The 13,869-nt window shown below is 68.3% G+C and carries 14 protein-coding genes and 1 pseudogene; 7 read left to right on the top strand and 8 right to left on the bottom strand.

What is annotated here, in order from left to right:
- Positions 1–207 precede the first annotated feature (207 nt).
- From AB0J04_RS04965 to AB0J04_RS04950, 4 genes are all read right to left on the bottom strand, one after another.
- Positions 208–534, bottom strand: coding sequence for a hypothetical protein (locus AB0J04_RS04965; RefSeq protein WP_363166959.1), 327 nt, complete (start codon positions 532–534; stop codon positions 208–210).
- Entirely contained in the window at positions 531–899 is a 369-nt protein-coding gene (locus AB0J04_RS04960) for a WhiB family transcriptional regulator (protein ID WP_030038270.1), read from the bottom strand. Before AB0J04_RS04960 ends, AB0J04_RS04965 begins: the two co-directional genes overlap by 4 nt.
- Positions 900–1,076: 177 nt before the next feature.
- Positions 1,077–1,400 carry a hypothetical protein gene (locus tag AB0J04_RS04955; RefSeq protein WP_363167022.1) on the bottom strand — a complete coding sequence of 108 codons (324 nt, stop codon included), beginning with the start codon at positions 1,398–1,400 and terminating at the stop codon, positions 1,077–1,079.
- Between the two features lie 183 nt (positions 1,401–1,583).
- Positions 1,584–3,791, bottom strand: coding sequence for an ATP-dependent DNA helicase UvrD2 (locus tag AB0J04_RS04950; RefSeq protein WP_363166958.1), 2,208 nt, complete (start codon positions 3,789–3,791; stop codon positions 1,584–1,586).
- 204 nt (positions 3,792–3,995) lie between these two features.
- Between AB0J04_RS04950 and AB0J04_RS04945 the strand changes: the two genes are divergently transcribed.
- From AB0J04_RS04945 to AB0J04_RS04925, 5 genes are all read left to right on the top strand, one after another.
- A complete protein-coding gene (locus AB0J04_RS04945) occupies positions 3,996–4,253 on the top strand; it encodes a mycoredoxin (protein ID WP_363166957.1) in 258 nt (85 codons plus the stop codon).
- 99 nt (positions 4,254–4,352) lie between these two features.
- Positions 4,353–5,165 (top strand): phosphotransferase, encoded by an 813-nt coding sequence (locus tag AB0J04_RS04940; RefSeq protein WP_363166956.1) that lies wholly within the window; start codon positions 4,353–4,355, stop codon positions 5,163–5,165.
- A 171-nt stretch (positions 5,166–5,336) separates the two neighbouring features.
- Positions 5,337–5,552 carry a hypothetical protein gene (locus tag AB0J04_RS04935; RefSeq protein WP_240656415.1) on the top strand — a complete coding sequence of 72 codons (216 nt, stop codon included), beginning with the start codon at positions 5,337–5,339 and terminating at the stop codon, positions 5,550–5,552.
- The gene (locus AB0J04_RS04930) at positions 5,539–6,048 is read left to right on the top strand and encodes a DUF6879 family protein (protein WP_363166955.1); all 510 of its coding nucleotides are present in this window, start codon (positions 5,539–5,541) and stop codon (positions 6,046–6,048) included. Before AB0J04_RS04935 ends, AB0J04_RS04930 begins: the two co-directional genes overlap by 14 nt.
- Positions 6,030–6,878 (top strand): helix-turn-helix transcriptional regulator, encoded by an 849-nt coding sequence (locus AB0J04_RS04925; protein WP_363167021.1) that lies wholly within the window; start codon positions 6,030–6,032, stop codon positions 6,876–6,878. Before AB0J04_RS04930 ends, AB0J04_RS04925 begins: the two co-directional genes overlap by 19 nt.
- Before the next feature lie 715 nt (positions 6,879–7,593).
- Here AB0J04_RS04925 and AB0J04_RS04920 read toward each other — a convergent pair.
- Positions 7,594–8,178, bottom strand: a complete 585-nt coding sequence (locus AB0J04_RS04920) for a recombinase family protein (RefSeq protein WP_363166954.1) — start codon at positions 8,176–8,178, stop codon at positions 7,594–7,596.
- Between the two features lie 576 nt (positions 8,179–8,754).
- On the opposite strand from AB0J04_RS04920, the gene AB0J04_RS04915 reads away from it, so the two are divergent.
- On the top strand, positions 8,755–9,372 hold the full coding sequence (locus tag AB0J04_RS04915; protein WP_363166953.1) for a hypothetical protein: 618 nt from the start codon (positions 8,755–8,757) through the stop codon (positions 9,370–9,372).
- 54 nt (positions 9,373–9,426) lie between these two features.
- Here the strand turns inward: AB0J04_RS04915 and AB0J04_RS04910 are convergent, their stop codons facing one another.
- Positions 9,427–11,130 (bottom strand): recombinase family protein, encoded by a 1,704-nt coding sequence (locus tag AB0J04_RS04910; protein ID WP_363166952.1) that lies wholly within the window; start codon positions 11,128–11,130, stop codon positions 9,427–9,429.
- 61 nt (positions 11,131–11,191) lie between these two features.
- Between AB0J04_RS04910 and AB0J04_RS04905 the strand changes: the two are divergent.
- Positions 11,192–11,278 (top strand): annotated as a pseudogene (locus AB0J04_RS04905) (NrdH-redoxin); the annotation flags it as partial.
- A 72-nt stretch (positions 11,279–11,350) separates the two neighbouring features.
- Here the strand turns inward: AB0J04_RS04905 and nudC are convergent.
- Both nudC and AB0J04_RS04895 read right to left on the bottom strand, forming a co-directional pair.
- Positions 11,351–12,295 (bottom strand): NAD(+) diphosphatase, encoded by a 945-nt coding sequence (gene nudC / locus AB0J04_RS04900; protein WP_363166951.1) that lies wholly within the window; start codon positions 12,293–12,295, stop codon positions 11,351–11,353.
- 155 nt (positions 12,296–12,450) lie between these two features.
- On the bottom strand, positions 12,451–13,863 hold the full coding sequence (locus AB0J04_RS04895; RefSeq protein ID WP_363166950.1) for a dipeptidase: 1,413 nt from the start codon (positions 13,861–13,863) through the stop codon (positions 12,451–12,453).
- Positions 13,864–13,869 lie beyond the last annotated feature (6 nt).

The raw sequence follows: 13,869 nt of genomic DNA, 5'->3' as shown, positions 1-13,869 counted from the left end.
CTGAGGTCGGGGGCACAAGGCGCGAGGCAGGGCTGAGGCGCCCGGCCGAGTGCGCCTGCTCACCGGCCTGTGACATACCTCACCGCCGGTCCGCGGTGGATCGCCCGCACAACGCGCCGCGGGGGCCGGTCCGTTCGGACGGACCGGCCCCCGCGGGGGAGAGCTTCGCCTCCCCTGTCGGGAGGCCACCGCTTCAGGTGGGCGTGGTTACTGCATCACGGCCATGGCGAGCGCCCGGCGGGCACGCATCGAGGCGCGCTCGGCCCGGCGCTGCATCCGGCGAGCGGTCATCAGGCGCACGGCCCGACGTTCCCGCTCGGCCTCGTGCAGTCGGTCGTGCATATGCGCACGAGCCAGGGCTTCTGGGATGAGTTGCATCTCCCGTGTCCTGTTCTGGCGCGAGTCGTACGCGCCGGTGGTGGTGATGTCTTCGGTCGCGGAGCCTGCGGGCTCGCTGGTGAACGGCTTCATAGGGGCCTGCTTCTTGGGGTCTTGCGTGAGGGGGCGGTCGATCGTTCCTGCGGTGGTGTTCATGCCGTGACCGGGTTCTTGCGCGGGCGACCACGCGGCCGCTTCCGGGCGACGACGACACCCTGGACGAACAGCTCGCCACCCCAGACGCCCCAGGGCTCGCGCCGCTCCTTGGCGCCGGCGAGGCAGGCCTCGACCAGCGGGCAGGTGCGGCAGAGGGACTTGGCGTACTCGACGTCGGCCGGCGACTCGGCGAAGAAGACCTCCGGGTCGTAGGAGCGGCAGGGGACGGGTACGCCGAGGTTCTCGATGGCGTCGTCGAGCGCGGTGAGCGCCGTGAGCGGGGTCAAGGTGGAGTCCTCCGTGAGGCCGGGCGGGGGGATCGTTTCGGAAGGCGGTACGGACGGGGCGTGCGCTTCGAGTTGCACGGTTGGTCTTCCTCGTCTGGTCGGTCCGGTCCGGTGGGACCGGTTGTCGGCTGGGTACCGGGTTCTTTTCTTGTCCCGAGGCCCCTTCGCTCCGTCGTCCCCGTTGTTCGGGGAAAACAGAAGGGCCGCGGATCCCGGGTGGGGTTCCGCGGCCCTGAAGGCGCCGGCCTGAGTCGATCAGGCTGGATCACTCCAGGGTTCTGGCCCACGGAAGGCCCACATCAGGTGGTGCTGCGTCGTCTGCTTCCGGCTTCCGGCACCGGCCGCCGTAAAGGCATACGCTTGCGCCTCTGCCTTTACTGCTTCCAGTGCCTCAGTCGGTCGCTCATTGCGCTCGCGGACGGGAAGACCCGCGGGAGCAACGGAGGAGGACGCCGACCGGTCGGCACGAATGCCGGACAGACCGGTGCCCAGGACCGAGGCGCCGAGCATGCACGCGGAGACGATCGAGCGATCGTTCAGTTTCGCGGTGGAGCTGCTGTTGGTGATGATCACTGGAATCGCCTCCTCTCGGCGTCTCGGGGGACCAGGGGTGAACCCAGTCCGTCGGATATGCAAGTACAGCACGGAATCAGGGCCTTCGAGAAGGCCGCCGTTCCCGTGCCTAAGAACCTATGGGGATTGCTGGGGCATGCGCAAACTATTTTTTCGACGAGTTCGGATCAGTGCCCCGGCAGCCCCCCGTCACTCCTTCTCGTCGCCCCCTCCGACGTCGTGGCCTGCGCAGATGGCCAGGACTTCGGCTCCGTAACGGTTGAGCTTGCGCACGCCGACCCCCGGGATCCGCGCGAGCTCGCCCTCCTCCTCGGGGACGGTCTCGGCGATCGCCATCAGCGTCTTGTCGGTGAAGACGCAGAACGCGGGCTGTCCAGCGCGCTGGGCCTGCACCGCCCGCCAGTCCCGCAGCCGTTCGTAGAGCCCCTCGTCCATGTCGGTGGGGCAGTCCTCGCAGCGCATCAGCTTCATCTCGCCGGCGTCGGTGAGGGTGCGCCCGCAGACCCGGCAGCGGGCCGGGCTGCGCTGGGTCCGGCGCGGCGCGGCGGGGCCGCCGACCGCGGCTGCGCCGCTGAAACCACGCTCGATGCCTCCGGCGCCGCCTGCGGCGCCGCGGCCGGCGGCGGTGCCGGAACCGGGCCGCAGGCCGTCCAGGAAGCGGCTGGGACGGCGGCTCGCGCGGCCGCCGGGTGAGCGGGAGAGCGCCCAGGAGACATGGAGGCGCTCGCGGGCCCGGGTGACCCCGACGTAGAGGAGGCGGCGCTCCTCCTCGATCTGTTCGTCGGTCTTGGCGTAGCTGATCGGCATCATGCCCTCGGCGACGCCGACCAGGAAGACGACGTCCCACTCCAGGCCCTTGGCCGAGTGCAGGGAGGCCAGCGTGACCCCCTGGACGGTCGGGGCGTGCTGGGCGTTCGCCCGCTCGTCGAGTTCGGCGACCAGGTCGGCGAGTGTGGCGCCGGGCTGGGCGGCCGTGAAGTCCTGCGCGAGGTTGACCAGCGCGGCCAGCGACTCCCAGCGCTCTCTGACGGCTCCGGAGCCGGCCGGCGGCTGCGCGGTCCAGCCCTCGCCGGAGAGGACGGCACGCACCTGGGAGGGCAGGTCGACGGTGTCTTCGAGGAGGGTGTCGTTGCCGCCGAAGCGGGCGGCGGCGCGCAGTGCGGCGATCGCCTTGCGCACCTCGGGGCGGTCGAAGAACCGCTCGGCGCCCCGCAGCTGGTAGGGAATGCCGAGGTCGGCGAGGGCCTGTTCGTAGGTCTCCGACTGCGCGTTGGTGCGGAACAGGATGGCGATCTCCGCGGCCGGGACCCCCGCGCCGAGGAGATCGCGGATGCGGCGGGCCGCGCCTTCGGCCTCGGCGGGCTCGTCGGTGTAGTCGGCGTAGCCGGGCTCGGGTCCGGGTTCGCGCTGGGAGATCAGCTCCAGGCGGTGGTCCGCGGCGCGGCCGCGGGCCTGGGAGAGCAGGCCGTTGGCCAGGTGGACGACCTGGGGGGTGGAGCGGTAGTCGCGGACCAGCTTGACGACTGTGGCGCCGGGGTGGCGGGTGCGGAAGTCGAGGAGGTGGTCGGGGGTGGCTCCGGTGAACGAGTAGATCGTCTGGCTGGCGTCCCCCACCACGCACAGGTTGTCCCGGTCGCCGAGCCAGAGTTCGAGCAGGCGTTGCTGGAGGGGGCTGACGTCCTGGTACTCGTCGACCACGAAGTGCTGGTACTGGGCGCGGACCTGCTCGGCGATGTCGTGCCGGTCCTGGAGGACGGCGACGGTGAGCAGCAGGACGTCCTCGAAGTCGATGACGGCGCGCTCGCGCTTGAGGTCCTCGTAGGCGGCGTAGAGCTGGGCGATCTCGGCGGGGTCGCGGGGGATCTCCCGGCCCGCCTTGGCGGCGGCCAGGGCGTAGTCGGCGGGGACGGTCTGGGTGACCTTGGACCACTCGATCTCCGCGATGGCGTCCCGCAGCTCGCCCCGGTCGAGACGGATGCGGCAGGCGGCGGCCGCGTCGGAGACGAGCTGGAACTTGCGGTCGACGAGCCGGGGCAGGGAGCCACCGATCGCTTTCGGCCAAAAGTACTGGAGCTGCCGCAGGGCCGCGGAGTGGAAGGTGCGGGCCTGCACGCCCTGGGCGCCGAGCTGGCGCAGGCGGCCCCGCATCTCCCCGGCAGCGCGGTTGGTGAAGGTGACGGCCAGCACGCTGGAGGGGTGCAGGATGCCGGCGCGCACACCGTAGGCGATGCGGCGGGTGATCGCCCGGGTCTTGCCCGTGCCGGCTCCGGCCAGCACACACACCGGACCGCGCAGGGCGGTGGCCACCTCGCGCTGCTCGGGGTCGAGCCCGTCGAGCACCGCGTCGGCCGAGTCCGGTGCCTGCGGGAAGAGGGGGGAGTGCGTTGCTGCTGTCACACGGCCATGCTGCCAGGTCGGCGGAGACGGGCGGGACGGTTGTCCACAGGCGGGCCCTCGCAGTCGTACTAATGCGGTGGACGTCACCTCTGCCCGTGCGCGCGTCGGGGGCGTCCCGGGAATGGTGGCCCTTTCAAGTACGTTCTCCCACTGCGACCACCTGACCGCTCGATCCACCGGACCCGTCGAAGGAGCACAAGAGACATGCTGGGCACTGTGACGATGTACAGCACCACGTGGTGCGGCTACTGCCAGCGGCTGAAGAAGCAGATGGACCGTGAGGGCATCGCGTACACCGAGATCAACATCGAGCAGGACCCGGAGTCCGCGGCGTTCGTCGAGAAGGCGAATGGCGGAAACCAGACGGTGCCGACCGTTCAGGTAGTCCCCTCCGGCGGTGGCGCCGAGGTCGTGATGACGAACCCGAGCCTCGCCCAGGTGAAGCAGGCGCTCGGCGTCTGACACGCATGACGCACACGACCCCCGATCGGCTTGGCGCCTGATCGGGGGTCTTTGTATACCCGGCCTGTACGAGGCCGACTCGACGGTAGCGTGATCGACATGACGACGGAGGACGAGGCGGACGGCGAAGCGCTGGTCGGAGGCATGGTGAACGCGGGGGCGGTCTTCCGCAGGGGTGCGCTGGTGGAACGCCCGGCCCCGCGCAACGCACACGCTCTCCATGCCCACCTCCTCGCGCTGAGAGAGCACGGCTTCGATGGAGCTCCGACTCCCGTGCGCCTCACCGCTGACGGCCGTGAACAGCTCACCTTCGTCCCAGGCGAGGTAGCTCTGCCGCCGTTCCCGCCCTGGGTAATGACGACAAGCGCCCTCGAATCGGTGGGACTCCTCCTGCGCCGCCTGCATGAGGTCAGCGCGACCATCGCGGTCGACACAGACGCCGAGTGGTCACAGGACCTCGCCGACCCGGAGGGGGGAACGACGGTGTGCCACAACGACGTGTGCCCGGACAACGTCGTCTTCCGCGACGGCCGTGCCACCGCCTTGATTGATTTCGACTTGGCAGCTCCGGGCCGTCCTCTCTGGGACGTCGCCATGGCTGCCCGCTACTGGGTGCCCATGCTTGATCCGGTGTCTGCGGCCGCCCTGTATCCCGCCGGATTGGATGTGTCTGCACGGCTGCGGATCCTCGCTGACAGCTACGGCCTCTCGCCGAGGGATCGCGCCGGGTTGCCGGGCGTGATCGAACAGGCCACCGAGACCTGCCGGTCCTTCGTCGCCCGCCGCGTGGCTGACGGCAACCCCGTCTACCTCCAAGCGCTGGCCGAACGTGGCGGATGGGAGCGCTGGGACCGCATACAGGCCTGGCTGACCGCCCACCGCGAGACGTTCACGGTCGCTCTGCTGGACTGACATGCTCGGGCGTTGGTCCGCTCGTACCCACCGAGGACAACTACCGGGACCACTCGCGCCGAACGTCAAGTGTGCGGCTTTCCCGTTCTGGAAAGCCGGGGATCTTGACCTTGCTGTACGCAGGTCGGAAGCATCGAAACGGACAAGGACCGTCGACCTGAGGGGGAAGCCGTGGGCACACCGCTGCGGAAGCTGTCGGGAGACCCGGACTGCAAGAATGGCACGTGCCCGACGCTGTGGGGTACGGACGATGGCAAGGACTACGTGGTGCAGGGTTACGTGATCACCGACCCTGAGCGGCTGGCACAGCTCGATCTCCCCGAGGGAGAGACGGCCGTCATGGTCCCGGCCGGCGTACTTGAGGAGTACTTCCGTGCTCAGCGGTGACGAGTTCGGCCGTCTCTTCGAGAGCTTCGAGCGGACCGCGTTCCGGCTGGAGACGCTCGACGTGTATGACGTGGAGGAGGAGCGGGAGGAGATCGCTCGGTTCCTCGCGGGTGAGGACATGGGCCCGGAGTGGAGCGACAACCCATGGGTGCGCTCGATGACCGACAAGGGCAAGAGCGTGTCCCGCGTTCATGTCTTGCGCCCCCCTCTGACTGACTACCTGCGTTACGAGCTGTCGGCTTACCCTGGCAACATCAAGGCCGGGGAGTCCATCGGAATCATCGACCTTGCCGAGCAGAAGGTGACCGGCCTGCCCGATCACGACTTTTGGCTCTTCGACGACCGTGACGTGTACCGCATGCACTACACCCCCGAGGGCAAGTTCATCGGCGGTGAACTCCTGCCTACCGACCGGCTGAGGGAGTACCAGGGTTACCGCGACCTGGCGCTCACCCGCGCCGTGCCGTTCGCGGCCTACTGGGAGCGGCATCACTGACCACGGAGTCGATCGGGAGAGCCCTGCGGGCACTGCGGGAAGCATCGAGACTGACCGGTGACGCGGTAGCCCGCAGGGCTTCCATGTCCGCAGGGAAGCTCTCGAAGATCGAGAACGGCCGGACCCTGCCCACCGTTCAGGACGTCGACCTGATCCTGTCCGCGCTCGGCGTCTCGGACGCAGTGAAGGAACAGTTCCTCGCAACTGCCCGAGCCGAGGTCACCGAGGCCACAGCGTGGCGCCTGCTGCGCCGTATGGGCCCGTGGAAGCACCAGAACACCATCAAGGCCATCGAGGCCAACACAACTGCTCTCAGGCTGTTTCAGGGGCAACTCATCCCCGGACTCCTCCAGACACCGGAGTACGCCACGGCAGTGTTCTCCCTGCCCCCAGCTTTGCCGGACGAGACCAGGGCTCGGACGGTGGCAGCGAGGATGGAACGGCAGGCGACGCTCTACGAAGACGGCCGGTCGTTCTACTTCGTGATCTGTGAGCACGTCCTGCGGTGGCTGATCTGTGAGCCAGTCGTGATGGCGGTACAACTTGATCGGCTCGTATCCCTGTCCCGCCTTCCGAACGTGACCGTTGGGGTGGTGCCCCTGGCTGGTCGGATGCCGGACTTCCCCATGACGTGCTTCAGCATCCACGATGACCGGCTTGTGATCGTCGAGACGTTCCACTCGGAGATCACGACACGGGACCCAAGGGACATACAGACGTACGTCGACACCTTCGAGCGGTTCGCCGACGTGGCGCTCTTCGGCGATGACATGCGCGCCCTGGTCGAGAGCATCCGAGACGAGTTCTTGCCTCAACAGGAAAGAACGTAGGGCCGCTTCGCTGGAGCCCCAAGGATGGATCGCAGCGAGATCCAGGCGGGGAGGCCGTACAGGATGAGCACACCGAAGACGACGATGGCGGAGCCGGTATCCCTGGCGCTTCCCCCCTCGGAGCCGACCCCGGTAGCGGGTTGCCGTGAATGTCTCGGCATCGCCGTGACCCGAACCAACGCCCGATCAGTCGGGGACTACTCGAAGGCGTCAGATGCGAACGTCGTACTCCGTACGCACCTGCGGGAAGCCCACGGGGCCGAGTGATGGCGCGCTCCCTCATGCGATACGTGAGGCACAGGATCACGCAGCACCCAGACACTGACGTGACCTTCGAAGCGGAGTGCCTTCACTGCAAGTGGACAGCCACGCCCGCCACGGACGGCGCGGCGGTCGACGTGGCGTGCATGAGCCACACAGGCCGGAGCGGACACAAGAGCTTCCGGCGTGTCTGTACGTCGTTCGCGATGGTGGTCCGGGACGAGTGACCGACAGGCCCCCGGCGCCCTGAGGGACGGCGAGCACCACGACCGAGGTGCGCCGGAAGGGGGAGCTGTTCGAGCGACCTGCACCCCCTGTGCCTGTCCCTGTCGACTCCCCCCGCCGTCGGCAGGGGCAGGCGTCGTTACGCCTGTCAGACGGCGTCACACGTCGTGCATGGCAACGGCCCCCGGCGTGAGCCGAGGGCCTGTCGCGAAACCGTTGTGCGCCTGTCTCAGGCGCTCTCTCCAAGGTGGCGGTACAAGGTGGCACGGGAGATGCCAAGTGCCTTGGCGATGGCGCTTACGCTCTCGCCCTTCGCCTTCCTGGCACGGGCCAAGGTGAGCACGTCCTCATCGACCACGGACGGCCGTCCGCCGGTACGCCCCTGCGCCTTGGCTGCGTCGAGTCCTGCACGGGTGCGCTCCTTGATGAGGCTGCGCTCGAACTCCGCCATGGCCCCGGCCACCTGAAGCATGAGACGGCCGTCCGCCGTACCGGGGTCGATGTTGGCCAGTGCCCCCGTGAGCACCTTGAAGCCGATGCCCCGCTCTCGAAGGGTGTCGACCATGGTCACAAGGTCGATGAGGGAGCGGGCGAACCGGTCGAGCTTCCACACGCACAGGGTGTCGCCAGGTCTGGCGTAGTCCAGTGCGGCCGTGAGCTCTGGCCGGTTGGTGTTCTTGCCGGATGCCTTGTCCTCAAAGATCCGGGCGCAGCCTGTGGCCGTCAGTGCGTCGCGCTGGAGCTGTGCTTCCTGGTCATCGGTGGACACGCGGGCGTAGCCGATGAGCTGACCAGCGATCGTGTTCGTCGTCACGGCACGGACTGTCTCAGAACTCGTCTCAATACGTCAAGCTTGAGACGGAGTTTTCGAGACGGGTTTTGAACAGTGCTGCGCCTCCTTCCGGAGTACATCCCGTCTCGTCTCACAAACCTTGGTTTTCGAGACGCCCGTTACTGGTGACGCTGCGCCACGGTCGGGGCTGTGCCTCTGCCCTGCGTCGGCCAGCGCTGCGCCCTATCGGCATGGCGCGCCTGCCTGCCTGTCGCTGCGCTCTCGCCTGCCTGCCAGGGGTGCAGCCTGCCAGCCGCTCACGCGGGCGCACAGCCGTTCGCCTGCCCATGTGGCACGGGCCAGCCTTGCGATGGCGAGCGGAAGGCAACGGCGAAGGGGGTGGGGTATGACCCCCTGAAGGGTCCTTACTCGACCGCCGTGTCTTGGCGGCTCAAATCCTGCCACGGTTCTGGGGTCCGCCTGAGAGGCGCCTCACATGCGATGACCTGCGCTTTTACCCCTGGAGACCTGTAGATTTTGGAGTCCTTGTGAGTCTTCGGAGAAGGGAAGCCCGCGATACAGGAGCACGTATGGCGTCGTGCGCTGGTGCGCTCGAACATGAAGCACGCAGAGAAGTTGGTCGGCGTCGCCATGGCGTTGTACGCGGACTACGAGACGGGCGAGAACGTGTGCCCGTCGAACGGGACGATCGCCAGGGAACTCGGCTACGGCGGGAAGGCTCCTGAGCAGACGGTCAACAAGATCGTTGGCAGGCCGCGTAAGGCTGGCTGGCTTACGAAGACGGGCAAGGTGCCGGACGGTCCGGTGATCTACCGACTCACCTTGCCAAGGCAGGGGGGTATGGCTGAGGAGCCATACAACCTACATACCTTCAAGAACGACGGCGGTAGGAGTGAGGAGCCAGCAGCGAAGAGCAAGCCGGTAGGCGAAGAGCGGCCCCCGAAGGGGGGCCGACAGGGCGAAGACGAAGAGCGCAAGCAGCCGGCGAAGGTGGGCCGCGTAAGCGGCCCCCAGAAGGAAGACGAAGGGGCTGACTCCCTTGGGGGGCCTTCGGCCCCCACCTTGTCCTTCGTAGATCTTGGCAAGGTCAAGCAAGAGGAACAGCATCGACGCTGGTTCGGAGACGCGTACGCATCTCCCGTGCCGGTGGTCTTCGACTACGACAGCTTGACCGACCAGCTCCAAGAAGCGGGGCACGAGCCGCCGCCCTTCTGATCGCAAGACAGAAGGCCCCCAGGCCGGGGGCCTTCCTCGGTTGCTCAGCCTGCATCAGACAGAGATCGGAACCATCTCGGCTACCTCTGCTCCCTTGGCTTCCTCCTCAGCCTTCGCCCGCTGCGCTGCCCGTTCCGCGTCGAAGTCCTCCCAGCGGCTGACGATCTCCCACTCCACACCCGTAAGCGGCTTCGGCTTCTCGTACGGCTTTCCGTGCAACGAGATCGGCGTGATCGGTGAGAGCACCTGAGAAGACTTGGAGGGCACATCCCAGTACGTGATGCCCTGCTGCTTGATGTTCTCGATCAGGTCGCCGGGATCGATGGCCAGGACGTCATGTCCGAAGTACGCCTTGACCTTGTGCTTCTTCAGCCACTCGCGCCGTTCGTCGACGCTCGACCGCTCCCACCACTCCGCGTAGCCCTCGCCCGTACCCGTCCATACGGTCACCGGCTTCGGCCCCTCCTGGCTGGTGACCTTCTCCCGGTCCTGGGCAAGGCTGGCAACTTGCGAGCCGTACGCGACGGCGCCGATCTCGCCCTGCTGAAGTTCCTTCAGGAGCTGGTTCATCCTGCCGTCGATCACGGCGAGCTTCGCTGCACGACTGTCGTCGATGGTCGTCTTCGACTCCATCCGCTCCAGGTGGCCGATCTCGCCCAACAAGGCCGACTCCAACCAGGGGTACAAGTCCTCTGCCCAGAACCTCTGCTTCGGGCACGCCGGGATGCCCTTGGTCTTGTTGCCATGACAGCGGTATCGCTCGCGCTTGCCCTTGGCCGGGTCGCCCTTCACGAAGTAGAGGGCGCTTCCGCACAACAGGCAGAACGTCACGCCCACCGTCGGCGACGTAGAGCCCTTCTGCTTCTTGTACTTGACCGAGGCGACGGCTTCCGACAGCTTCGTCCACTCCTCCTCGTTCAGTACCGGCTCAGAGCGCATGACAGGTGTGCCGTCGTCGTTGCGGGCTACGGCGCCACTGGCGCGTACGTACTCCCCGAGCAGAGAGCGGCTGATCAGTACGGCTTGCACTGTGGTCGGCGTCCACCTGGCTCCCCGAGGCTTTGGGTCGGCCAGCCGAGTTGTGCTCTCGCCTGCCGCCGCGCGGATGCGAGCGATGTCCTGAGCCGTGGGTACACCTTGCTCGTTCAACCAGTCGGCGACGGCCGAGAAGCTCGGCTTCTCGATGAAGCGCCGGATCATCTCGATCAGCGTCGGGCCGTACTCGGGGTCGAGTTCCAGAGTGAAGCCTGCGTCACCCTTCACTGCTCTGCGTCCGAACGGGACAAGGCCACCCGGCCAGCGGCCGGTCTTCCGCATGGTCTCCCGGGAAGCCTTGTTGCGGGCCTTGATGGCGTCCAGCTCGGCCTCTGCGACCACAGCCAGGATCTTGGCGATGGTCTTGCCCCACGGCTTCGAGAGGTCGAATCCCTCCTCGCAGGAGATGAGGCCCTTACCGTTCGCCTCGCACCACTCGATGATGTCCGAGAGGTGGCGGACCGACCGCGCGATGCGGTCGATCTTCAGGATGATGATGTGGTCGAACTGGTCCTTCTTGTTGTTGAGCCAGTCGCCCAGAGACGGGCGTACCCACGGCGAGATGGACGCCGACACGTCGATGTCGACGGCGAAGTCGACCAACTCCATTTCCTCCGCGTCCGCACGCTTGCTGATGCGGGTGCGCTGCGTGTCCTCCCCCGTCTGGTTCTCGTTGCCGACGGACAGACGGACCACGCCAAGAGCCCTGGGCTTCTCGCTCACGCTCTTCCCTCCCCCACAAGGGGCGGCCCTCCCTGGCCGCCCTCACGTAGCGGGAAGTCTACAGACCGTTCCGACCGTCCTGTTCCCGGACGGCTCGACGCTGACGAACCCGTCGCTGGCTCAGGTGAAGCAGAAGGTCGGCGCGTAGCCGGACCCTGGCAGGGCGGCCCCGAGCTGTGGGGGCCGCCCTTCTGCGTGCGCCGGGTCAGAATCCGTCGGGTCAGATGAAAGTACGGGTCGGCAGGGGCTTGCCGTACCAGAGTTCGATCAGACGGGCCGCGATGGAGATGCCGTAGGGCGGCAGCACCTCGCCGGACTCGAAGGCGGCGCCGAGTTCGTCGCGGGAGAACCAGCGGGCCTCGTGGATCTCATCGCCGTCGACGTCGATGTCGGTGGAGGTGGCGCGGGCCATGAAGCCCAGCATGAGGCTGGACGGGAACGGCCAGGGCTGGCTGGCGATGTACTCGACCTGGCCGACGGTGATGCCGGCCTCTTCGAAGACCTCGCGGCGCACGGACTGCTCGATGGACTCGCCGGGCTCGACGAAACCGGCGAGGGTGGAGAAGCGCCCCTCGGGCCAGTGGACCTGGCGGCCGAGCAGGATGCGGTCCTCGTCGTCGGTCACGGCCATGATCACCGCGGGGTCGGTGCGCGGGTAGTGCTCGGCTCCGCAGGCCTGGCAGCGGCGGATGTGGCCGGCCGCTGCGATGACCGTGCGCTCACCGCAGCGGGAGCAGAAGCGGTGGGTGCGCTGCCAGTTCTCCAGGCCGACCGCGTGGACCATCAGGCCCACGTCCCGGGGTGACAGCAGCAGGCCCGCCTCGCGCAGTCCGGCCGGGCGCGCGGACTGGTCGATACGGCCGGGCAGCGTGTCCTTCTGGAGGGCGAAGTAACTGACGCCGTCGTCGTCGGTCCCCAGGAAGTAGCGGTGCGCCTCGGTGAGGGGCGCCTCGAAGGACGGCGTCATGACGAGTTCGGTGCTGCCGTCGGACGTCTCGTCGATGAGTACCTGGCCGCCGGAGACGACGAAACAACGCGTCGTCGGGTGGCTCCACGCCGCGGCGAGCCAGGCCTCGTCGAGCCGGTGGTGGGCGGCTCGGTCGAGGCCGCTCGGTGCGGTCAGCGAGATGGGTCGATCGGCGTTCTGGTCGGTCCAGGTGGTCACGGGTACTTCCAACTCCCCCGGTGGAACGGTTGTTTCGGCGGGCGATTCAGCGGGACGTACGGCAGGGGACGACCGGTTCCGGTGCGGTGTCGCGGTGCGGGGCGGTCTGTCCAGGGTGCCCCGCGCGCGTGTCCGCTCCGGACCGAGCGGGGGTGTCAGGGCGCACGACGCCAGTTCTCCGCAAGGTCGCCCCAGAGGTACGCGGTGGTCTCGACGCCTTTGAGGAGGAGATCCAGCTCGACCTTCTCGTTCGGGGCGTGCCATCCGTCCGACGGGACGGAGATGCCGAGGAAGAGCACCGGGGCGCCGAGGACTTCCTGAAGGTCGGCGGCGGGTCCCGAGCCGCCCTCGCGGGTGAAGCGGACGGGCCCCTCGAAGGCCCGGCTCATGGCGCGGACCACGGACTGCAGCGCGGGGTGGTCCAGCGGGGTCAGGCACGGGCGCGTGGCCGGACTGAACGTGATCTCGTGCCGGATCCCGGCGGGCAGCTGCTCGGCGGCCCAGTCGCGGACGGCCTTCGCCACGTGTTCGGGGTCCTGGCCGGCGACGAGCCGGAAGGACAGCTTCACGAACGCGGAGGCCGGGACGATCGTCTTGCTGCCGGGGCCCTGGTAGCCGCCGCCGATGCCGTTGACCTCGGCGGTGGGGCGGGCCCAGATGCGTTCCAGGGTGGTGTGTCCGGCCTCGCCGTGGGTGGCGTGCGACCTGGCGGTGCGCAGCCACCGGTCCTCGTCGAAGGGCAGCTCGGCGAAGAGCTCGCGCTCGCGGTCGGTGAGCTCGACGATGCCGTCGTAGAAGCCGGGGACGGCCACGCGTGCGTGCTCGTCGTGCAGGGCCGCGACGAGGCGGGCGACCGCGGTGGCCGGGTTGGGCACCGCGCCGCCGAAGGAGCCCGAGTGGATGTCCTGGTCGGGGCCGAAGAGCCGGATCTCGCACTCGGCGAGACCGCGCATGCCGGTGCACACCGTGGGGGTGTCCTCGGACCACATGCCGGTGTCGGAGACGATCACAGCGTCCGCGGCGAGCCGCTCGCGGTGCTCCTCGACCAGGGCGCGGAAGTTCGGGGAGCTGGACTCCTCCTCGCCTTCGATCAACAGCTTGAGATGGACGGCCGGGGCAGGGCGGCCGGTGGCGGCGAGGTGGGCGCGGACGCCCAGGGTGTGGAAGAAGACCTGGCCCTTGTCGTCGGCCGCTCCGCGCGCGTGGAGGCGGTTTCCGCGGACGACGGGCTCGAAGGGGTCGCTGTCCCAGCCGTCCTCGAGGGCGGCGGGCTGCACGTCATGGTGGCCGTAGACCAGGACGGTGGGCGCCTCGGGATCGTCGGAGGGCCACTCGGCGTAGACGGCCGGTGCGCCCGGGGTGTGCCAGACCTCGGCGGTCGGGAAGCCCGTCTCCTTGAGCTTGGCGGCGAGCCAGTCCGCGCTGCGCCGGACATCGGGGGCGTGGTCGGGCTGCGCCGACACCGACGGGATGCGCAGCCACTCGCAGAGGTCGTCGAGGAAGGCGGCGCGGTGCTGCTCGATGTACGTGCGGACGGCGCTGACGGCACTGTCAACGGGATGGCTCATGGTCAC

This window comes from Streptomyces sp. NPDC050263, assembly GCF_040655955.1.
Taxonomy (GTDB): Bacteria; Actinomycetota; Actinomycetes; order Streptomycetales; family Streptomycetaceae; genus Streptomyces.
Note: the sequence above shows the minus strand (reverse complement) of the source record. Positions and strands in the feature narration are given on the sequence as shown.